This window comes from Aliivibrio sp. 1S128 (genome assembly GCF_001691065.1).
Classification (GTDB): Bacteria; Pseudomonadota; Gammaproteobacteria; order Enterobacterales; family Vibrionaceae; genus Aliivibrio.
Window position 1 is genome coordinate 297807 of the sequence record NZ_MAJV01000058.1, and the last position, 22743, is coordinate 320549.

The window sequence follows — 22743 nt, forward strand, 5'->3', positions numbered from 1 at the left end:
ACTAACCCTATATAAAAGAAAAAATAGCTTGATCATTAATCAAATTAAAAGTACTGTATAAATACACACTGTATGGATGAACAGGTATTTTATTATGAACAGCGCAATGGCATTAACAACGTACTCACACTCATTTAATAACGCAATCTCACAACACATTACAAGTGCAGCAAGCCAAGTTAATGCGCAATGTGAGGCTCATTTCATACAGATATTAAAAAGTCTATCAAAACAAGATAAGTGGATTTTTATCACTGCCAATACATCAATGCCAAGCTGCGAGACATTATTGAAGCATGGTATTGAACTAAATAGATTGGTTCGATTAAAGGCATCAAACCATCTTACAGAAAGAGAGACGATAGAGAAGGCAAAACAATTTGGTACTGCTAGTGCTATTATTTGTAACTCTAACTGTTACTACTTTTCTGATTCACAGTGGTTAACATTAAACCGAAAAATAACAGTATTGCACTAAGTTTAATTCAAGGAATATCGCTATTTTAAATAGCTTATTTTTCTTTTAAATGAACATACAGAAGATCAATACCATCATTTGATTGAGATATATCGGTATACGTATTTTCTAAAATAGAATCAATTTGATCTTTATCTAATACGTAAGGCAATTTAATTTGTAGATCTGTAATGCCTTCTATGCGTGCTAAACGAATAAGACGGATCATATTAGACTCATCACTGATATGCGAAGAAAGAACTTGTAGAGCCTCTTGACGGAGCCTTTCTTTTGTCGGAGTCGAGTCATGAACTGACGCATTCCAAACCGTGCCAAATGTTGGGATCATGCTTTTTAATGCTTGAGAAAAAGTCCATTTTTGTTTACTTGAATCGACAAGAAATGCACTGTAATCAAAATCAATTATCTTACTCATATTTGCCTCGATATAATTCCCACATCTACTCTCAACATCCTATTGAAAAGCACAAATGATTTACTTCAGGTATTTAGTATCCCGAATATTAGAGGCATCGCAAGTTTAAAATTAGTTACTGATCACAGTTAGGAATTATTAGCTCTTAAGCTTATCATTGACTTAACATGTTGTTTACGTAGGTACATTTTAATAACAAAAACCGCTACTAAGAGCGGTTCATATTAAAACTAACAATTATAAACTAACCATTTAAAAGGCTAGTATTTTTTGAAATGATGGGGTCGATTTTAATTTCATATTCATTAAAGTAAACCTTGCATGGGCTATGCTCACGCTTTGTCGTCACTTGCTCTTCTGCATATTGAATCGTCACTTTGGGATACATTCTTTCCATTACTTTAACGACATTCTCACTCAGCTGTTTTCTTAACTCTTCTTCTGCTGATTGGAACCGTGTCATTGAAAGCGTCATTTCTTTGTTTGATTCTTCTTTCATTGTTTGAACACGTTCAATTTGCTCAGGTGTGCGATCGGCTTTTGGTACTTTAGCCAGATCCATTTCGGCACGTACCACCTTCATTGTTGTCTCTTGAGCCGATTTATATTTAGCATTCAAGTTTGCAATGTTTTCTTTATATTTATCAAAACGAGTAAAAGCTTTTACTAATGTTTGAGTGCCTGCAGTTGCACCTAAATTAACCGTCGTAATTGTAGAACCCGCATACACCTCACCACCGACAATCGATCCAGTTAGGCCTGATTTGTCCATAACAGTGACTGCATTCTTACTTTTTATAAAACTTTGGATTGAATGTAATCCTAGTTCAATGTCTCCAGAGGCTTGTAAATTTGCTGATTGCACAAATTTAGCGATGATCTTACCGCCAGCTTTAACAAAGCACGAATATTCTTCACCATCTTCAACTTGATGGCCAATAATACCTTTCATTGCAATAACATCACCATGAGCTTGAACATCTGCTGATTCAATAAAACCTCCGACAGTGACACTGCCTGTCGCTCTTACTATCATATCAGCAGCAATATCACCACTCACAATCACACTGCCTTTAAATTTCACATGCCCTGTAGAAATATCAACCGCATTCAAACATAAAGCATTATCGACATCTGCCCCATCTTTGTTAATCCACGGCATTCCTGAAATAGTCGCAATAACTAATTCTGGATCATGTGGTGAAATTGCTGCACCTTTACCGACACGAAGTTTGTGATTCTTACCTGGTGTAGCAGGAATAATCTCACCTTTTACGGTGTACCCTTCAGTACCTTTGGTTGGAGGGGTGCGTCGTATCAATTCATCGCCTTCAGAAACCGTAATCGTTTCACCTAAATCACGCATATCAACTTTATCAGCTTCGCCTTCTTTTTCTTGAGGTTTCAAAGCTTGCTCTCGAAAATCTTCGACTAGAGGTGTAAAGCTTGCATTTGCACCATCAACTGGCTCTTTTCCTTTCGCTACGACCAAAGATATACGTTCTCCCGCCATTAAATTTCGGCTAAGGAACATCATTTTCTTCAAGGCATTTTTACTGATACCACGAGTAATTTTCATACTGGTTAATGCGGTAATAATGTCATTACTAGCTAAATCTTTACCACCATAAGCACCAATAACCGCCATGGTTGCTTTCATGTCACGATCTTCAATGGCAATGATAACTTCTGCATCACGTCGCGTAGCTACTATGCGTTCTTGATGATGTGCAATCATACCGTTTTTAACATCTTGTATAACTGATGTAATAATTTTTTCATCAAAATGAAAACTATGCGCATTAATCTCTTCTAAACGATCTTTAAAGTTCTTTAATGTCGGTTCTTCATCCGGCTGAAACTCATCAGGAAAATGCAGTACAACCACTGAATCATCCATTAATGTTAGAAGAGATTTCCACATATTTTTATTACTCTTATTTATTATGCACTGACTAAGTGAACGGTATGATTATTATTTGCTAATGTATTCTACAGCTCAAAACTTCCAAGATCCATGCCGGTATCTTGACGTTCAAAAAACGCCACTAAATCGTCATGTCCACCAATGTATTTACCATCTAGGTAAATTTGAGGCACGGTATTCACTGTTATTCCTTCTTTTTCTTGAATTAACGCTACCATGTCTTCTTTACTTAATTCGGTATCTAACGTTAATATTTTGTACGCTATATTCTTAGCGTCCAAAATCGCTTTTGCTTTAACACAAAATGGGCATATTGTTTTTGAAAAAATAATCGTTTCTGTTGTGTCGAACATAATCTGCTGTCTCTTTATTAATTAAATGGTAAATACTGGGTATGCTTTTAATTCAGGAATAAGTTGATGTAAATCTTGCTCTTCTGCTGCAATGTCTTTTGCTGAATCACACAATTCTTGAGCTTCTTGTTTTACTTCTACTCGATGTTCTTCCATTTTTGATTTCATTGCTGTTTGTGCATCGGCAAACTGCTGTTGTAATTCAGAGAAATTCAATTCCCCTTCTGTCATTTTATCTGATAATGAATTAAAAACACTCGCAAATATCTCTTTATCAAGACTTTTAATCATGACTTCAAAATCTTGTTTCCAAGTCGTATTTACTTCTTTAAAAAAGTCGTGCTCTAAAATTAGATTTTTACCTTGATAGAATTTTTGTTTCGCGGTTACTCCATATTCATCAATTTTGATTTTTACAGCATCAAATGAGCCTTCTGCATCAAAAGAGGTTTCAATTTCGCTCACAAAATCGTTAGCAGCCGCAATACCTTTATCAGTAAAATCGACAACGGTTGGAATATAATCAGACACTTGTTGCTGGTACTTTTCAACAGCTTGCTTTTGTGACGCCGTTAAATCAAGTTCTTTGCCATTAACATATACTCGACCATCATGATCTATTCTCAATTTATCTTGAGCGTTATCAACTTTAACTTCTCCTGATGGAGTAAGTACTACATCATTTTCAACATTCACTGGACACATGTTTGCCCAACTGTTGCTTGAAATCATTAACATAGCTAAAGCAATGATATTTTTAGTTCGCATAAGTGCCCTATTGAGTTATTTATTTTATATGTATTAGTCTAACTTATTGACGCTCACTAGCTCAACTCAGTTTTTTAGTGAAAATAAAAAGCAAACGTTTGCTTTTCTAGTGGTAGTCATTAATAGTTCTGGTATGATGCTTCCTGTATTTAAACCGTTTATATAGGAATTCTATAATGAGTCTTTCCGAACAAGTACTTGCTGTTAATGATGATCTGCCAATTCGTACCAATAAACCCGTGCACAGTGGTAAGGTTCGTTCTGTCTATTGGTTAACAGAAGAAGACAGCCGCCGCCTTATCAAAGAAAAAGGCTACAATGTCGCTTCTGACGCACCTTTAGCTATCATGGTTATCAGCGATCGTATCTCTGCATTCGATTGTATTTGGCATGGTGAAGGCGGACTTAAAGGAATTCCTGGCAAGGGCGCAGCGTTAAACGCTATTTCTAATCATTGGTTCCAGCTATTTAAAGATAACAACTTAGCTGACAGCCATATTCTTGATATTCCTCACCCGTTTGTATGGATTGTTCAAAAAGCAAAACCTGTCATGATTGAAGCCATTTGCCGTCAATATATTACCGGTTCTATGTGGCGTGCTTATACCAATGGTGAGCGTGATTTTTGTGGGATTCAAATTCCAGAACGCTTAGAAAAAGACGAACAGTTACCTGAATTACTATTAACACCCTCAACTAAAGGGGTTTTAAAAGGAATAGAAGGCGTTCCTGAAGTCGATGATGTAAACATTACTCGTAAGAATATTGAAGATAACTACGCGAAATTTAATTTTTCTTGTGAAGAAGACATCGCATTGTATGAGAAGTTATTAAAAGAAGGCTTTGCGGTTATTTCTAAGGCATTAAATAAAGTCGATCAAATATTTGTTGATACAAAATTTGAATTTGGTTATGTGAATGATTCTCAAGGCAATGAAAAATTGATTTATATGGATGAGGTAGGTACACCTGATTCATCACGTATATGGGATAAAGAAGCATATCGTTCAGGTCATATCATTGAGAACTCTAAAGAAGGTTTCCGTCAGTTCTTATTAAATCACTTCCCTGAACCAGATATTCTTTTAAATAAAAACAGAATGGATGAGCGCTTTGCTTTAGCTAAAAAGAATGCACTGCCATTAGAAGCAATGATGGATTTGTCTAAAACCTATTTAGACATCGCAGCTAAAATTACTGGAGCTCCAATCAAGCTTAGTGACAACCCAAAAGCAGAAATCATTAAAGTATTAAAAGAAGAATATCAATTAGTTGATTAATATTTAACTTTTTAGCTTAAAAAAATGGCGACCACATTGGTCGCCATTTTTGCATTCAAACAATCAACGCTGTGATTATAAGAAATGAACCGTTAGGTTTAGTGATGCAAAATCAATATTTTCGCTACCAACGGTGAAATTGTTGTAACCAGCACCAACAGTAAACATTGGGATGATGCTGTATTCAACACCTAGAGCAAAGAATGGGTCAAGACCATCATCTTTACGGTAACCGTCAGCTTCCCAGCTGTGCATACCTGCTTTGCCGTAAACGTGCAGTGGACCAAAGTCGATACTTGGTTTAACTGCGAAGTTAACAGAAGTCACATCTGTTGTTTCACTTCCAAAGTCATAAGAACCTAGATTCCAAGCACCCATCTCTAAACCGATGAAAGGAAGAATACCTGTACCAATGTGAGCACCGTATACCGTTGAGCTTTCGCCTCTGTAATCAGCAGAACCTACTTGTGCACCACCATAAATCCATGAGTCAGCTGCTGCTGTTACTGATACGCTCGCTAGAGCTAACGCTAAAAGTGTCTTTTTCATTTTCAATCCTATTTTTGAAAAGGGAACGGCAATCTTTGCCGCTCTTTTTTATCTTATTAATTATAAAGCAATTAATATGCCGACATTATCTATAGTTTAGGTTATACCTTAACAATCGGCAATGGCATTTTTCACTCGTTTATCTGAAACAGGGTATGGCGTACCAAGTTGTTGGGCAAAATAACTCACTCTAAGCTCTTCTATCATCCAACGGATCTCTTTCACTTTATCTGGAATAGGCTGCCCTTTCGGTATTTTATTCAATAACTCTTTATATTCATTATTGATACCATCCACTTTCAATAAATGACCTCGATCTCGAGTTGGGTCAATAGGTAGCTTCTCCATCCGACGCTCGATTGCTTTCATGTAACGATGGATATCCGTCAATTTTTTCCAACCACACTCTGTTGCAAAACCTTTAAAAATCAGGTTTTCAATTTGAGATTTAATATCAGACAAAGCAAATGCCATGCTTAAATCTACACGACCTTTCAATTTTTTCTGTATTTGAAAAGCTGTCGTTAAAATCGTTTCAACTAACTTAGCGATCTCAACAACCGTGTCTCCAAGCTCTGCTCGAATGTGCTCTTTCATTTTTTCAAAAGCTTCAGGCTCCCAAACTAGGCCACCTTTATCTTCGATCAACTTATCAATACCACAAGCGATACAGTCATCAATCAAGTCTAATACTCGACCATATTGATTAAAATACAACCCTAATTTTGATTTATTTGGTAGATTACTGTGTAAATACTTAATTGGAGATGGAACATTCAGAAGGATCAAGCGACGTTGACCAGCCTTCATTGCATTGTGCTGCTCTTCTTCTGTCTCAAATAATTTGATTTCAACACTGTCTTTACTATCCACAATCGCTGGATAGGCTTTAACTTCAAAACCACCACGCTTCTGTGTATAAAGTGCTGGCAGCTCGCCAAAGCTCCACGTTTTCAAGCCCGTTTGTTCAATATCATCATCAGCGACCTGAGATAACGTCTCTTGTACTTTATCTTTTAAACCATCTTTCAAGTCGTAAAGATCACGGCTTTCTTTTAACTTACGGTTATGATGGTCAACAACACGATACGTTACTTTTAAATGATCTGGAATTTGTTCTAACTTCCAATCTTCACGCAGAACTTCTACCCCTGTCATTCGTCGTAGCTCTTTTTCAAGACTGTCGAGCAGTGGCATTTCAAATGGTGTTGTGCGCGATAAAAATGCATCTGCATAATTTGGCGCGGGTACAAAATTACGTCGTAGTGTCTTTGGTAGCGATTTAATGTAAGCAACAACCATTTCATGACGTAAGCCTGGAATTTGCCAATCAAAGCCGTCTGGAGTCACTTGGTTTAGGATCGGCAATGGAACATGAACGGTTACACCGTCACTATCTTGCCCCGGTTCAAATTGATAGCTTAACTTCAGCTTTAAGTTACCTTGATGCCAAAAATTTGGATAATCGAGATCCGTTACATGACTTGCGTCATTACGAAATAACATCTCTTTTTCAAAATTAAGTAAATCGGGCGTTTCTTTTTGGGCTTTTTTCCACCACGAATCAAAATGACGGCCAGAAACCACATCCGTATTTACTCGTTGGTCATAAAATTCGGCAAGTTGGTCATCATCAATCAATAGATCACGACGACGAGATTTATGCTCTAACTCTTCAACTTCTTGCAATAATTTACGGTTCTGCTTAAAGAACTTGTGGTTAGTATTCCATTCCCCTTCAACTAACGCTGAGCGAATAAATATTTCACGACACACTGGCGCATCAATCGTACCGTAATTAATTTGACGCTTCACGACAATCGGAATGCCATAAATCGTCACTTTTTCGTACGCCATTACTGCCGCCGATTTTTTCGACCAATGTGGCTCACTGTAACTGCGTTTAATTAAATGCGGTGCGAGTGGTTCTATCCATTCTGGTTGAATTTTCGCAACGATACGGCCCCATAATTTTGAGGTTTCAACTAGCTCTGCCACCATTGCCCATTTAGGCTGCTTCTTAAATAAACCAGATCCTGGGAATATATGGAAGCGTGCATTACGTGCGCCTTGGTATTCATTTTTCTCTTGATCTTTTTGACCGATATGAGAAAGCATACCGGCTAAAATTGCCGTATGAACACCTTGATACCCTGCCGCCTCTTGATTCACTTTATAGTTAAGTTCTTTCATGACTTGGGTTAATTGATAATGCACATCTTGCCATTCACGAATACGTAAATAATTTAAGAAATCTTTGCGACATTGCTTTCTAAACGCGTTGCTAGATAGCTCTTTCTGTTGCTCTTTTACATACTGCCAAATATTTACAAACGTTAAGAAATCAGAATCTTCATGATTAAAACGTTTATGCTTCTCATCTGATTGTTGTTTTTTATCACTTGGACGTTCTCGTGGATCTTGGATTGATAACGCCGCAGCAATGATCATCACTTCTTGCAATGCATTTTGATTCGGCGCTTCAAGTACCATTCGAGCTAAACGAGGGTCGATAGGCAAACGAGCCAATTCACGACCTACTTTCGTTAAGCGTTTTTTAGGGTCACTTATCTCAGCATTAATCGCACCTAGCTCTTCAAGGAGTTTCACACCATCTTGAATATTTCGATTATCAGGCGCTTCTACAAATGGGAATGCTTGAATGTCACCCAAACCTAACGCTGTCATTTGTAAAATAACAGAGGCTAAGTTAGTTCGTAAAATTTCAGGATCGGTGAATTCAGGGCGAGCAACAAAGTCTTCCTCTGAATACAGACGAATACATACACCTTCTGATACACGACCACAACGCCCTTTACGCTGATTCGCACTGGCTTGAGAGATCGCTTCAATCGGTAAACGTTGAACTTTTGTTCTGTAGCTATAGCGACTAATACGGGCCGTACCTGGGTCAATCACGTACTTGATGCCTGGAACGGTTAACGATGTTTCTGCTACGTTGGTTGCTAATACAATTCGACGGCCAGCATGGGGTTGAAAAACACGATTTTGTTCTTGAGAAGACAAACGTGCATATAGAGGCACAATTTCAGTGTCTCGTAAGTTACGTTTCTCTAACGCTTCTGCGGTATCACGAATATCTCGCTCACCCGTCATGAATAACAGAATGTCCCCTAGCCCTTCTGCACACAGCTCATCAACTGCATCAAAAATGCCTTCTAATTGATCTCTGTCTGTATCATCACCGTCTTCAATAATTGGACGGTATCGTGTTTCTACTGGGAACGTGCGGCCCGATACCTCAATAATTGGGGCATTATTAAAATGTTTTGAAAAACGCTCTGGATCAATGGTTGCTGATGTGATGATGATTTTTAAATCTGGGCGCTTTGGCAATAATTCACGTAAATAACCCATGATAAAATCGATATTCAAGCTACGCTCATGCGCTTCATCGATAATAATCGTATCGTATTGATTTAAATAGCGATCACTTTGAATCTCAGCAAGTAAGATACCGTCAGTCATCAATTTAACTTGCGTACGTTCTGATACTTTATCGTTAAATCTAACTTTATAACCGACATGGCTACCAAGCTGAGTTTCCATCTCTTCTGCAATACGATCAGCAACGGTTCGAGCGGCTAAACGACGAGGTTGAGTGTGCCCTATATTACCAAACTTGCCTCGACCTAATTCCAGACAAATCTTTGGTAGCTGAGTGGTTTTACCCGACCCAGTTTCGCCGGCAACGATAACCACTTGGTTATTCGCAATCGCTTCAGCAATGTCATCTTTTTTCTGACTTACTGGCAGATCTGGGTATTTAATCGTTGGGCGATCAATTTCACGGTTGTTAGCAACCTGCATAGATTGTGCGATATCTAATGCGATTTCATCAAACACGGCATTTCGTGATTCTTCATTTTTGATACGTGATGCGCCTTGAATGCGTTTACTTAGGCGGAAACGATCACGGATCATACATTCACTCAACGCTTTTCTAAGTGCTGAGGCTGAGTTTTGATTTGATTGACTCAAAATATATCCTACTGAATTTTTATTATTCATTAACTTTGATAATTCTATCACATTCTTTACTTTATCGACGTGCTCGGAATAAAAATCTCTTTTACCAATACGTAATAATAGGGGGTAAATTCAATAACAAGATTGCCCGATCTAATCTCTATTTGCTAAACTTAAAGAATCGGTCCTAATCATTAAGATAAGTTGTATGGAATTTAACGGTAAGCACATTGAACGCGACGCTCAAGGGTATTTAATGAATCATACTGATTGGTGTGAAGAGTTAGTGCCAATGTTAGCAAAAGAAGAAAATATTGAGCTAACTGACGCGCACTGGGAAGTCATTCGCTTTGTTCGTTCTTTTTATGAAGAATTCAAAACGTCTCCAGCAGTACGAATGCTTGTTAAAGCGATGGAAAAAGAACACGGCCCAGAAAAAGGCAACAGTAAGTATTTATTCCAACTATTTAAATTAGGGCCAGCTAAGCAAGCAACAAAACTGGCCGGATTACCAAAACCTGCGAAGTGTTTATAACACTGAATTCTGGCACGATTAATACATTTTAAAATCACTTAATTCTTGCCATTCCGCATCAGCTTTCTCGACTGAATCGACTCTTGAAAGCTGAGGTCCTTTTTTTAGCCATAGAGCTAGTTTCTCAATATTGTCTTCGTCACCGCAGGCAAACACCTCAACAGAACCATCTTGTTGATTTCGTGCATACCCCGTTAATCCTAATTTTATTGCTTCATGTGCGGTATGAAAACGAAAACCGACCCTTTGTACTTTTCCCTTCACTGAAAATTTAAACGATTTTTGTGACATAGTTCACCTATAAATATTGATTATAATATGAAATTCTTAATTATAAGATAACATGCGCGTTTACCTCATTTTATACGGACTTATAATGAAAGAAAGTGCATTCCGTTGGATAGACCAATACCTTATTCACTTAAAAATCCAAGAAAAATTCTATCTCCTTTTCTTTTTACCTCTTTTAGCTCTTATTAGTTTAACCTTTATTATGAATTCGGCAGCGAATACCATGATGGCGGACACTCTTGAGCACGAAGTTCAATTCGTTGCTTCTATGTTAGATCAACAAAATATATCCCGTGAAGAAGCGGTTACTCTGTTGTCTCAATCTGCTGAGTTTACTGTTAGTACAGGCGAACACAGCGCTTATGTCAATGCGGGTAATTACACGATCAGTGCTAATTCAAACATCACTTTGTGGTCTTCATTAACAACGCTTCAACTATCAATTTTATCTGCGATTATATTAATAATGGCCGTTGGTGTTTATTACATCATGACCTTTATTGGTGGCGCGATGTTCACGATGAATAAAGCATTGGAAACACTTGAGTCTGGCGACTTAACTCAACGAATGAATTTTTTTCCTGTTAGAGACGAATTCAGCATTATAGCCATTACTATCGATAAATTAGCAGACCGTGAACAACAATTGGTTTTAGCTATGCAAGAATCTGTCGCGTTAATTCAACAGATGAGTTCGGAGTTAAGCCAAAATAGTCATAAAAGTTCAGGTGCATCTGACAAGCAACTCGCTCAGCTTGACCTTCTTTCTAGTGCAACCGAAGAGATGGCAACATCAATTCAAGAAGTGGCGAATTACACTCATGAAGCCTCTTCTCAATCAACGGATGCAATGAACTCTGCTCGCCTTGGTCAATCTCAAGTAGATTCTGCCGTAAAAGCGATTCAAGCCTTATCAGAAGAGATCAATCAAGCAGCCAGTGCGGTTCAAGAGTTAGATAACAATGCAGCAAAAATTGATGATGCTGTTGCGACTATTAATGGTATTTCCCAACAAACTAATTTATTAGCGTTAAATGCAGCGATTGAAGCGGCTCGTGCAGGTGAGCAAGGTCGTGGATTTGCCGTGGTTGCTGATGAAGTTCGTACATTAGCAAGCCGAACTCAACAAGCCACCGTTGAGATTCAATCAATGATTGAAGCGCTGCAAAATAACAGTAAATCGTTATTAACCTTAACAGCGAATACGGTAAGTAACGCAGAAACTGGCCAAAAACTAATGCATCAAGTTCATAATGACATTTCAAATATTGCTGATCGCAACAATACAATTTCTGAAAGTAATAATGAAATTGCCACTGCAGCAACTCAACAAGGCGAAGTCGCATCAAGTATTGCCGCAACAGTTGAAGATGTTCGAGTTCAATCGAACCAAGTGCATAAGATGATCAAAGATTCAGAATCTAATATTGAACAGTTACGCTTAAAAGGACAAGATTTAGAATTACTTCTAAATGGACTAAAAGCGTAAATATAATCAATTCTTACCTTTCAATAGCCTTAATATCATGCAGTAATAATTAATTTTATTACTGCATTCTTTTTATCTCTCCTCTCTCTTTTAGATAATTCTCCTGCTCCCTCCTTCTTCGTTTGCTTTTCCTTGTCACATCAAAGAGAATAGCCCCCTAATTTACTCATCAGAGCATCGATATGACTGTTTCAATTTATTTAGTAAAAGGACGTGATAAAGCATTACGTCGTCGCCATCCTTGGATTTTCTCTCGCGGTATTGAGCGTATGGAAGGAAAACCAGAACTAGGTGAAACAGTAGAGATCTATTCAAACAGCGGTGAGTGGCTTGCTCGTGGTGCTTTTTCTCCACAATCTCAAATACGTGCTCGTGTTTGGACTTTTGACAAAAATGAAGCCATCGATAAAGACTTCTTTGTTCGTCGATTAAACCAAGCACAAGGCCTACGTGACGTATTAGCTGAACGTGAAGGCTTAACGGGTTATCGTTTAATTGCCGCGGAGTCTGATGGTTTACCTGGTATCACTATTGACCGTTACCAAAATTATTTTGTATGTCAGCTTCTAAGCGCTGGCGCTGAAGCAACTAAAGATATGTTGGTCGAAGCATTAATCGAATGCTACCCAGACTGTAATATTTACGAGCGTTCTGACGTTTCTGTTCGTAAAAAAGAAGGTCTACAACAACGCACTGGCGTTCTTCACGGTGAAGAGCCACCTGAATCTGTCATCATTGAAGAGAACGGCGTAAAAATTAGCGTTGATATCGTTAATGGTCATAAAACCGGTTTCTACCTTGACCAACGTGACAGCCGTGAGCGTTCATGCAAATACGTAAAAGACAAATCAGTACTTAACTGTTTCTCTTATACGGGTGGTTTTGGCCTATACGCCCTTAAAGGTGGCGCTAAGCACGTTATCAACGCTGATGTTTCTCAACTGGCATTGGATAACGCAAAAAACAACACAGAAATTAACGGCTTTGATTTATCTAAAGCTGAATTCTTAAATGCTGATGTATTTAAGTTGCTTCGTGAATATCGTGATAACGGCACTAAATTTGATGTTGTGATTATGGATCCACCAAAATTTGCTGAATCTAAAAACCAATTGGTTGGTGCGTGTCGTGGTTACAAAGACATCAACATGCTTGCGATGCAAATTTTGAACCCAGGCGGCACGCTATTAACATACTCTTGCTCTGGTTTAATGGATACAGGTTTATTCCAAAAAATTGTTGCTGATGCGGCACTTGATGCTAAACGTACTGTTCAATTTATTGAACGTTTTGAACAAGCAGCGGATCACCCTCTTGATTCTGCTTATCCTGAAGGTTTCTACCTAAAAGGTTTTGCTTGTCGCGTTGTATAAGTATCTAACGTAATTCAAGATGCTATTTAAAAGCATTAAAAAAGGCGAGATGGGTAACCCCTTCTCGCCTTTTTAATTGCGTAAATTAAATGATACTAACCTTATTAATCTACTTTAAACATGTTGAAGTCGTTATATATTGTACTCAGAATATCCTGATCGCTCATTGAGCCTAAATCACTAATTCCAAGCGTAGTACTATCAATACCTTCTAATGTTATATCTGTTTGATTTCCTAGTTCATCAGTGACTGATAGCACCGTTTGAGAGTTACCATCATCAATATTCACATTAATGTGTTGCAGCATGTCATCCATGCTTGAATTCGTTTGAATTGAATCAGGTAATAACTCAGCTAAGTCTAAAATATCAGCTTCTCCATTTGCCGCTACACCATCAACCGCAAAATCAGCAATCGATGTTTGCGCTGGGTCCATTGCGTCTCCGGCCACTTCTCCTGCAAAATAGAAAATATCATTACCACCACCACCAGTTAAAATATCATTTTGACCTGATGCGTATAATATATTATCGCTCTCATTACCAAAGGCATCTGAAACGACTAAATGACCTGAGTTAGTTAATGCATTAAGCTTTTCTTCATCTGTCATTGATGCGGTTGGCTCTCCCGCTAGCTCATCAAGGGTAATCCCATCTACAATAATAGTTTGGACAGTTGCTCCTGCTTCATTAATATAAATTTCAGTGCTTCCATCGACTTCTGTTATTTGGATTTGAGACGCTAATACTGCTGAATCCCACACTGTTGTTATGTTTGCAATGTCACTTAAGTCAATTTTGTCGCTATCGAGATCAAAATCTTTAATGACATCTCGACCTAAATCACCACCAATAGAGGCATTTGTCCATGTAAACGTATCAGCTGTACCAACATCTGATAAATCTAATGGATTACCAAATAAAAGCTCATCATTGGTTGTTCCCGTTAAAATATCTGAACCAATAGCACCTTGAATAATAGTCGGAGCTGCAACAATCACTGTAATTAGTTGTTGAGTCACCCCTCCTTTTCCATCAGAAGCCTCTATAGTAAATTCATCTGTCGTATCCGCAGCCAGCGCTAACGTACTGCCTTCAAGAAGCATATATGTCCATAGCCCTGCCGCATTAATACTGAGGGTTCCGTAACTTCCCGTTGCTGATGACGTCGATGCGATTTGCCATCCTATTGGATCATTCTCAGCATCAATTGCTGTCAGTTGACCTGTAACTGTTTCTACTACCCCTTCTTTTACATCAGAGGTGCTACTTCCTGATATCACCGGAGAATCATTTTCCCCTGTAATATCGATGGTGATAACTTGCTGTGTCACTTTGCCTGTTGCATCTGTCACATCAATGACTAAAGATTCTTGAGCGCCATCAACACCTATCTCTTGTGCAAGGGAATTATCTAAATCGTATTCCCATTTACCTGTTGTTGGATTAACACTAAATGTTCCATATAAAGGTGTGGATGAGGTTGATACGGTATAACCGATATCTGTACCTTCAGGGTCTAAGTAAGCAATGGTACCTTCTGTATGCAACGTACCCTCTTCGACCACTGTTCCTGTTGTTTCTTGCGTAACCCCTGCATCAATAATTGGCTGATCATCATTGCCTGTAACGTTAACCGTAATTTCTTGAGTTACCGTTCCACCATTGCCATCCGCAACTTCAATCGTGAATTTTTCTGTGGCAACAGTATCACCTAAGACTAGGGCTTTATCGTTATCAAGTACATATGTCCACTCACCGTTACCGTCAACCGTTAAAGCGCCATATAACCCCGTAAGATCTCCTGGTGTCCCTGCGGTGTTTGGACCAGAAATAACGGAATAAGTGAAGCTTGTATCGGTAAGATCAACATCAGATACATCTAATTGACCAATAGCCGTTGCTGTACCATCTTCTTCAACACTGCCAATAATGACGCTTGAAACATCAATCGTTGGATTATCATTCTCACCCGTAATATTGATAGTAATGACTTGTTGTATTGTTCCGCCAGTTTGATCTGTAACTTCAATAGTATACGTTTCTTGAGCGCCAGAAATCCCAATTTCTTGAGCTAAGGTGTTATTTAGCTCATACGTCCATACACCATTAGCGTCTACAGTAAAAGTACCATAAGATGATGCCGGTGGATTAATTACATTGTAATCAATCACATCCCCTTCAGGATCCACATAAGCAATTTGACCGGTAGCTGTCAGTGTTCCATCTTCTACTACCGTTCCTTCTGTCACTTGAGTGACTGTCGTATCTATAATCGGATCATCATCGGTGCCGGTAATATTCACCGTCACCTCTTGTGTTATCACTCCGCCTTTGCCATCATCAATCTGAATAGTGAACGTTTCTGTAATAACTTCATCACCGATATCTTGTGCTTTATCGTTATCTAATACGTAAGTCCATTTACCATCTGAATCCACTGTCACTTCACCGTAAGCATCTGATGGCGAATTAGTCACACTAAAATCAAACGTCGTATCCAGTTGGTCAATATCAGAAATATCTAATTGGCCTGATTGAGTTAATACCCCATCCTCTGCCACATCGACAGAGGTAATACTTGTATTAACAACTTCTGGATCATCATTGGTACCATTAACAGTAAAGGTAATATTTTGCGTACTACTTAAGCCATATTCATCAGTGACTTTTACGGTATAAATTAACTCTAAAGAGTCACCCACACCAAGCTGTTGAATTGCCAGAGCTGAATTATCAACAACTAACTTATAGTCTCCATTAGGTTCAAAAGTAAGCGTACCTAAAGGATCGCCATTTGATACAACCCAAGAATGTGAATCTGCAGTATCAGGATCACCATCATCCCAATTACCTGTCACTTCAATCGTATTTGCACCACTTACACCGCTGTCTTCTGTTAATTCTGGCGGAACCGTAACGACTAAATCTGGTGCATCGTTTTCACCATTAATAGTGATAGTTATCGTCATATCGGTCGTCGCACCTGATTCATCAGTTGCCGTGATCGTAACGGTATCCGTTAGCGTTTCACCTTTTGATAAACTATTAACTGTTGGGTTTTCACCATCTACTGTATATGTCCATTTTCCTGTCGCATCATTGACAGAGACAACACCATAACTGCCTTGTGTGCCAGCAGTAACAACGACATTATCACCAACATCTACATCTGAGGTTACAAAGTTACCTGACGTAGTACTGCCGTCTGTTTCCTGAGCGACTCCGGTATCCATTCCTGAAATTTTAGGCTCATCATTTGTTCCCGTAATATTAACGGTGACTTTTTGTTCCGTTTTTGCGCCATGTTCATCAACCGCAAATACAGTAAAGACTTCGGATACAACCTCTCCTTCTTTTAGGCCTTGAATGTGAGCCTCATTATTATCTAAGGTGTAAGTCCACTCTCCGTTTTCATTAATGGCAAATGTTCCATACGTCCCAGTTAATGTTTTAGCACTAAAAGTAACATCATCACTATTTGGATCCGTTGCTGTTAATGTATTGGTATCGCTCGTCTTATCGTCTTCTTTAAGCTCCATGATGATTTGATCATCTTGAGCTATTTCTGGAGGTAAATTAGACCCATCGATCGTGACGGTGATTGTTTCTGTTGATGTTTCACCATAAGAATCGGTTACGCTAACTTCAAAAGTATCTGATAATGTTTCACCTATACCTAATACTTTTACTGCATCTAGACTGGTATCTAATGTATAAGTCCATTTGCCATTAATAAGGATAAGTCGTCCATAATCACCCTGATTATCAGTCACATTCCAAGTATGAGTATCACCGGTATCTACATCACCATCATTGAGGTTTCCTGAAATTTTACTATCCGAATCAATATTCGAAATCGTTCCATTCAGTTGGCCTGATATAACTGGGGCATCATTCGTTCCGGTAACGTCCACTTTGAAGATCATTTCAACGGGGTCACCATTTTCATCAACAACTGTTTTACCAAATTTATCAACGACGGTGACACTGAAGGTATCCGTAACAGACTCACCTTCATTCAGTTGCTGAACTGCCAACGAATCATTATCAAGAACGTAAGTCCAATTACCATTGTTGTCTAATGTTAGGTTCCCATATGAACCATCACCAGTAACAAGATTCCAAGTTAAATCTGGCGTTAAACCAGCAACATCATCCAATACACCAATTTGAGTTAATGGACTCCCATCTTCTTTGAATTCAATTTCTTCGATAATAGCAACTGCTGGAGCATCATCTGCCACACCAATAACATTAATATTAATGGTTGAATCGGCACTAACTGCACCTTTATCGTCTTCAACAACAACACGTACGTATTCTTTTTCAATTTGATCCGGCGTTAATGCTTGTACAAGTGGACTGTCATTATCAAGCACATACGTCCACTCTCCTGTTGCTTGGTTTAATGTCAGTTCGCCATAAATACCTTGAATTACTATGTTTTCGCCACTTGAGTCTAGCGAACCTATCTTATTGCCAGTTGCATCAACTAAATACCATGTGTGAGTATCACAAGAATCAGGGTCTACAACTTCTAATTGACCAGATACATCAAGAATACTGTCTTCAACCACTTCACCTAATTCTCCAGTCGCGGTATCTGCAATAATTATTGGCTGATCATTTGAACCAGTAAGAGTCACATTTACCTGAACAACCTTATCTCCACAACTTGTTGACACGGTGACGAACCATTTTTCAGTTACTACTTCGCCCTCACACAAAGCATCAACATAACTCGCGTCATCATTAACCTCATAACTCCACGTTCCATCATCATTAACTGTCAATGAACCAAAAACGCCATCGCTCGTTGAACTAACATCACTTATAGTACAGCCATCAGGTAGATTAATCGTTCCTGAATCTCCGCTTCCGTTACCATCAACCCCTTCTTCAATCGCTTCAACGTCAATAACTTGGTCTACCGCCCCACCATTACTTTCACTATCCGTATTTCCAACAACGGTAATAGTTACAGGAAAAGGTTCAGACACTCCACCATGTTTATCTGTAGCTGTGACATAGAAGATTTCTTGACCTTCATCACCAAAATCTAAATCGTTTGTATCTTTATCAAAATTATCTAATAAATAAGTCCATTGGCCATTTTCATCAATCGTAAATATACCGTAAGTACCATTACCATTAGTTACTTGCCAACTAACAACCTCATCCCCTAAGTCAATATCATCAGCAAGAACATTCCCTGATACTTTTGTAAATTGACCCGTAAATTCTCCAGGAATAAATTCTTGCGCATCTTCAAGAACCGTCGCAAAGTTCTCTCCAGAAACTATAGGCTTATCATTAGTGCCGACAATAGTGAAATCAATTTGTTCACTTGTAAATCCGCCATTAGAATCATGAACGACAGCCGTGAATGTTTCTGAAATTTTATCCCCTTCATTTAACGACTGAATCGCCGCAGAGTCCTTATTTATTTGATAACTCCACGAGCCATCTTCATTTAAGGTAAACGTACCGTAGTTACCTACATAAGTTCGATCTTCAAAGGTCGTGGTGTCTCCATTATCAACATCTGTTGCGATTAATTGTCCAGATACGGTATCAGGAGAAACATCTTCAATATATTCACCGATTAACCCACCCGTTATTTCTGGTAGATCATTGGTACCTTGAATAGTAATAACGATGTCATCTGTCGACTCTAATCCCATAGAATCGGTTACCGTTACCGTAAATGTTTCGGTAAATATTTCATTTGGTCCAAGCGCTTGAATTGCAGCAAGGGAATTGATTAGCGTATATGTCCAACGACCACTAGAGTTCATCGTCAATGAACCATACTGACCGACACCATTTAGTAAGTTCCATGCATGAATATCACCTACATCAGGATCTGAACTATCTAGTTGCCCTTCAATAACCGTTGTTTGATCTTCTATTACTGTCCCGGTTAATGCTCCGCTTAATGATGGTGCATCATTTGTCCCTTCAATCGTAATTTCAATGTCTTTTTCAGAAACTTCACCAAATGAATCGGTTACTTTTACAGTGATGGTATCAACTAGCTCTGCACCTTCTTTTAGCCCATTAACGGTATTGTTACTGTTATTAAGGGTATAGGTCCAATGCCCGTCATTATCGAGAGTAAACTGGCCATATTGGCCTGCCGAACCAATAATTTCCCATTCTAAGGTATCTATTGAATCCAAATCACCAGACTGTAAATCACCTGAGATTTCATTTGGAGCCGTATCTTCTTTTATTTCACCTGTAGTATCACCAATAATACCAGGAGAGCTATTTGTCCCAGCAATATCAATAACCACTTCAATTTGGTTAGTGCCACCTTTACCATCATCAACCTGAACGGTAAACGTATCTTGCACTACCTGCCCTGATGAAATCGCGATTGTTTCTGGTTTTGAGTTATCTAATTGATACGTCCACATACCAGTATTAGGATCGATACTTAATTCACCATAGACTCCTTCTGGGGTGACGATTGACCATGTATGATTATCTAAATGATCAATATCTACCGCAGTCAACTCACCGGTTGCGACATCTTTTCCTGTGGTATTTTCAATCGTACTGCCCGTTGTTGCGCCCGTAATTGATGGTTCGTCATTATTACCAGCAACATCAATAACAATATCTTTTGACGTCGAACCTCCGAAACCATCCGTAACTGTTACCGTAAAGGTATCCTGAACTATTTCTCCTTCAGACAATGACTGTACTGAACTTTTATCATTATCAAGAACATAAAACCATTTACCATTAGCATCTAATGTTAATGTCCCGTACGAGCCGGTACTTGAATCTAACGACCATGTATAAGTGTCATCAATATCTTGATCATCTGGGTACAGTTGTCCATCAATCTCAGTAATCACTGAATCTTCTTCTACAATTCCAGTTAATTCTCCTGATAGCTCAGGAACATCATTAGTTCCTTTGACTGTGACTGTGACTGTAACTGTATCAATAGCACCGTATTGGTCTTCTACTTGAATAATAAATTCTTCAGTTTCACTTTGGTTTTCCAATAAACCTTGAGTCGAGGCTAACGTATTATCAATAGTATATGTCCATCGGCCATTTGCATTTAATGATAATGAGCCATAATCACCTTGTGTATCGGTAAGTAATGTCCAAGTGTGTGAATCTGTTAAATCGACATCACCATCTTTTAACTTACCAGAAACGGAAGCTGCATCATCCTCAGTAATGGTTCTAGTTGTACGTCCACCTATGATAGGAGCATCATTCGTACCTAATACTTCAACCCTTATCTCGATGGTATTCGTTCCACCATTACCATCATTGACGGCTATCGTGAATGTTTCAAATTCTTGTTGGTTCTCGGCTAATGCTTGTGTAGCTGCATTTAATGGATCAAGTGTATATAACCAATTACCATCGGTATCCACAGTCATGTTACCGTATTTACCAACACCTCCGTCAACAACAAGCCAAGTATGATCATCAGTAAAATCAACATCTACTGCAGTTAATGCTCCTGTAGCTGTCGGTATAATATCTTCTACAGCAGTGCCTGTTGTTCTCCCTGTAATTTCAGGTTGGTCATTAGTGCCCTCGATAGTTATTTCAACAGTATGTTGGGCATAACCGTTATTACCGTCACCAACGACGACGACAAAACTTTCAACGACACTTTCTCCTGCAGCAAGAACTTGAGATTCAGTTCCATTAAGTGTATACGTCCACTTACCTGTCACTGAATCTACTGAAAAACTGCCTAATTTCGATTCAGAGGCCCCAATCACAAACCAATTATGCACATCAGATAAGTCAACATCATCAACCGTTAATGTATCTGAAATAGTTAAGATCTCGTCCTCTTTAACGGTTCCGGTATCATTACTGTCGACAACACTTGGTAGATCATTGGTTCCTTCTAAAGAAATGATAATCTCTTTTTGATCAGTGCCACCTTGTCCGTCATCAACCGTAACAATAAAACGATCTTCTGCATTTTCGCCTTCTGCAAGCTGCTGAGTGATATCTAATGAGTTATTGATGGTATAAGTCCATTTACCGTTTGCATCCACCGTAATTGAACCATAAGAGCCAGTTGCCGGCAGAACTTCCCATGTATGGGTATCTGAAAGGTCTACATCGTCAACAATGAGTTGGCCTTCTGTTGTTTCTATTGAATCTTCTTTTACGGAACCTAATAATTGCCCTGATAATTCTGGATCATCATTAGTCCCATTAATTGTAATTTCAACGGTTTCTGTAATTACACCACCAGCACCATCGCTTAATTCTACGGTGTAATATTCTTTGATTGGGTCATCACCTGCACCAAGAGATTGAGCAGCGTCATTATCTAATGTATATACCCAAGTTCCTGTACTCGCATCTAATGTAAATTTACCATAAGTACCGGTATCTGAACCTACGATATCCCAATTAAACGAGCTTGTTGCATCTTCATCTGCAGCGGTTAACGTGCCTGTTGTCGTTAATTTTGTATCTTCGGTAACATCACCTACAATATCGCCACCAATAACAGGAACTCCATTGGTACCAACTACGGTGATTACGATTTCGATCGTATCTGTACCACCTTGATTATCATCAACGGTAACAATAAATTTATCTTCGACACTTTGACCTTCGGTTAATTCTTGTGTTGCTGCTAGTCCGTTATCTATGGTGTAAACCCATTTACCCGTAGCAGGATCTATCGTAATCGAGCCATAAGTGCCGTTATTAGTATCTACACTCCAACCATGAACATCGATTAAATCAACATCATCGACAGTCAATTGACCTTCGGCCTCTGATTGAGTTGCGGTATCTTCTTTCACTAGACCAGTAGACTGACCTGACACCACGGGCTCATCGTTTGTGCCTGTAATCTCAATGGAAATGGTTTCTGTTGTTAAACCACCTTCTCCATCCTCAACTTGAATTTGATATTCAACAGTATGTCTTTCACCACTTGCCAAGGCTTGAACTTGCGCTGCGGTATTATTTAGGGTGTATTCCCATTTACCAGAGCCATCGGGATTCGTTGTTACCGTAATTGAACCGTATGGATCAGTATTAGATGTAAGTAATGTCCATGTATGCGAATCTAATGTGTCTACATCATCAACAAATAAATCGCCACTGGTGCTAAGTGTTGTTTCTTCGACAACACCACCAGAAATGATAGATGAACCTGAAACTACTGGAGATCGTTGGTGCCCGTCACTTCAACGGTGACGGTATGTGTTACGGTTCCACCGTTGCCATCATCCGCAACGATGTCAAAGGTTTCAGTTTTGACTTCACCATTGGAAAT

At 38.8% G+C, this 22743-nt stretch carries 14 protein-coding genes; 5 read left to right on the plus strand and 9 right to left on the minus strand.

Going from position 1 to position 22743, the window contains the following annotated elements:
• The first annotated feature begins 94 nt into the window (after positions 1 to 94).
• Positions 95 to 478, plus strand: a complete 384-nt coding sequence (locus A6E03_RS09115) for a hypothetical protein (protein ID WP_065591305.1) — start codon at positions 95 to 97, stop codon at positions 476 to 478.
• A 34-nt stretch (positions 479 to 512) separates the two neighbouring features.
• Here the strand turns inward: A6E03_RS09115 and A6E03_RS09120 are convergent, their stop codons facing one another.
• The 4 genes from A6E03_RS09120 to A6E03_RS09135 form a co-directional block, all read right to left on the minus strand.
• Positions 513 to 893: a transporter gene (locus A6E03_RS09120; RefSeq protein ID WP_065591306.1), complete on the minus strand. Its 381-nt coding sequence runs from the start codon at positions 891 to 893 to the stop codon at positions 513 to 515.
• Between the two features lie 244 nt (positions 894 to 1137).
• A complete protein-coding gene (locus A6E03_RS09125) occupies positions 1138 to 2817 on the minus strand; it encodes a DUF342 domain-containing protein (RefSeq protein WP_065600686.1) in 1680 nt (559 codons plus the stop codon).
• 68 nt (positions 2818 to 2885) lie between these two features.
• Entirely contained in the window at positions 2886 to 3173 is a 288-nt protein-coding gene (locus A6E03_RS09130; protein ID WP_065591308.1) for a glutaredoxin domain-containing protein, read from the minus strand.
• Between the two features lie 21 nt (positions 3174 to 3194).
• A complete protein-coding gene (locus tag A6E03_RS09135) occupies positions 3195 to 3941 on the minus strand; it encodes a YggN family protein (RefSeq protein WP_065600687.1) in 747 nt (248 codons plus the stop codon).
• Positions 3942 to 4117: 176 nt separating this feature from the next.
• Here A6E03_RS09135 and A6E03_RS09140 point away from each other — a divergent pair, with 176 nt between their 5' ends.
• On the plus strand, positions 4118 to 5221 hold the full coding sequence (locus tag A6E03_RS09140; protein ID WP_065600688.1) for a phosphoribosylaminoimidazolesuccinocarboxamide synthase: 1104 nt from the start codon (positions 4118 to 4120) through the stop codon (positions 5219 to 5221).
• A gap of 75 nt (positions 5222 to 5296) precedes the next feature.
• On the opposite strand, the gene A6E03_RS09145 is transcribed toward A6E03_RS09140, so the two are convergent.
• Both A6E03_RS09145 and hrpA read right to left on the minus strand, forming a co-directional pair.
• Positions 5297 to 5770: an outer membrane beta-barrel protein gene (locus A6E03_RS09145; RefSeq protein ID WP_065600689.1), complete on the minus strand. Its 474-nt coding sequence runs from the start codon at positions 5768 to 5770 to the stop codon at positions 5297 to 5299.
• Between the two features lie 108 nt (positions 5771 to 5878).
• Positions 5879 to 9802, minus strand: coding sequence for an ATP-dependent RNA helicase HrpA (gene hrpA / locus A6E03_RS09150; protein ID WP_255310620.1), 3924 nt, complete (start codon positions 9800 to 9802; stop codon positions 5879 to 5881).
• Between the two features lie 166 nt (positions 9803 to 9968).
• Between hrpA and A6E03_RS09155 the strand changes: the two genes are divergently transcribed.
• The gene (locus A6E03_RS09155; protein WP_065591312.1) at positions 9969 to 10295 is read left to right on the plus strand and encodes a TusE/DsrC/DsvC family sulfur relay protein; all 327 of its coding nucleotides are present in this window, start codon (positions 9969 to 9971) and stop codon (positions 10293 to 10295) included.
• Positions 10296 to 10313: 18 nt separating this feature from the next.
• Here A6E03_RS09155 and yccX read toward each other — a convergent pair whose 3' ends face one another.
• Positions 10314 to 10586 (minus strand): acylphosphatase, encoded by a 273-nt coding sequence (gene yccX, locus A6E03_RS09160; protein ID WP_065600690.1) that lies wholly within the window; start codon positions 10584 to 10586, stop codon positions 10314 to 10316.
• Positions 10587 to 10671: 85 nt separating this feature from the next.
• On the opposite strand from yccX, the gene A6E03_RS09165 reads away from it, so the two are divergent.
• Both A6E03_RS09165 and A6E03_RS09170 read left to right on the plus strand, forming a co-directional pair.
• Entirely contained in the window at positions 10672 to 12075 is a 1404-nt protein-coding gene (locus A6E03_RS09165) for a methyl-accepting chemotaxis protein (RefSeq protein ID WP_065600691.1), read from the plus strand.
• A 182-nt stretch (positions 12076 to 12257) separates the two neighbouring features.
• Entirely contained in the window at positions 12258 to 13448 is a 1191-nt protein-coding gene (locus A6E03_RS09170) for a class I SAM-dependent methyltransferase (RefSeq protein ID WP_065591315.1), read from the plus strand.
• Positions 13449 to 13552: 104 nt separating this feature from the next.
• Here A6E03_RS09170 and A6E03_RS09175 read toward each other — a convergent pair whose 3' ends face one another.
• Both A6E03_RS09175 and A6E03_RS20460 read right to left on the minus strand, forming a co-directional pair.
• On the minus strand, positions 13553 to 22612 hold the full coding sequence (locus tag A6E03_RS09175) for a VCBS domain-containing protein (protein WP_369688360.1): 9060 nt from the start codon (positions 22610 to 22612) through the stop codon (positions 13553 to 13555).
• Between the two features lie 14 nt (positions 22613 to 22626).
• Positions 22627 to 22743: a VCBS domain-containing protein gene (locus A6E03_RS20460; protein WP_369688361.1), complete on the minus strand. Its 117-nt coding sequence runs from the start codon at positions 22741 to 22743 to the stop codon at positions 22627 to 22629.

Bases quoted from the DNA above. Each gene is read 5' to 3' on its own strand.
- A6E03_RS09125 (WP_065600686.1), bottom strand. From the start codon at position 2,817: ATGTGGAAATCTCTTCTAACATTAATGGATGATTCAGTGGTTGTACTG.
- A6E03_RS09145 (WP_065600689.1), bottom strand. From the start codon at position 5,770: ATGAAAAAGACACTTTTAGCGTTAGCTCTAGCGAGCGTATCAGTAACA.
- A6E03_RS09170 (WP_065591315.1), top strand. From the start codon at position 12,258: ATGACTGTTTCAATTTATTTAGTAAAAGGACGTGATAAAGCATTACGT.
- A6E03_RS09135 (WP_065600687.1), bottom strand. From the start codon at position 3,941: ATGCGAACTAAAAATATCATTGCTTTAGCTATGTTAATGATTTCAAGC.
- A6E03_RS09115 (WP_065591305.1), top strand. From the start codon at position 95: ATGAACAGCGCAATGGCATTAACAACGTACTCACACTCATTTAATAAC.
- A6E03_RS09130 (WP_065591308.1), bottom strand. From the start codon at position 3,173: ATGTTCGACACAACAGAAACGATTATTTTTTCAAAAACAATATGCCCA.
- A6E03_RS09140 (WP_065600688.1), top strand. From the start codon at position 4,118: ATGAGTCTTTCCGAACAAGTACTTGCTGTTAATGATGATCTGCCAATT.
- yccX (WP_065600690.1), bottom strand. From the start codon at position 10,586: ATGTCACAAAAATCGTTTAAATTTTCAGTGAAGGGAAAAGTACAAAGG.
- hrpA (WP_255310620.1), bottom strand. From the start codon at position 9,802: ATGAATAATAAAAATTCAGTAGGATATATTTTGAGTCAATCAAATCAA.
- A6E03_RS09155 (WP_065591312.1), top strand. From the start codon at position 9,969: ATGGAATTTAACGGTAAGCACATTGAACGCGACGCTCAAGGGTATTTA.
- A6E03_RS09165 (WP_065600691.1), top strand. From the start codon at position 10,672: ATGAAAGAAAGTGCATTCCGTTGGATAGACCAATACCTTATTCACTTA.
- A6E03_RS09120 (WP_065591306.1), bottom strand. From the start codon at position 893: ATGAGTAAGATAATTGATTTTGATTACAGTGCATTTCTTGTCGATTCA.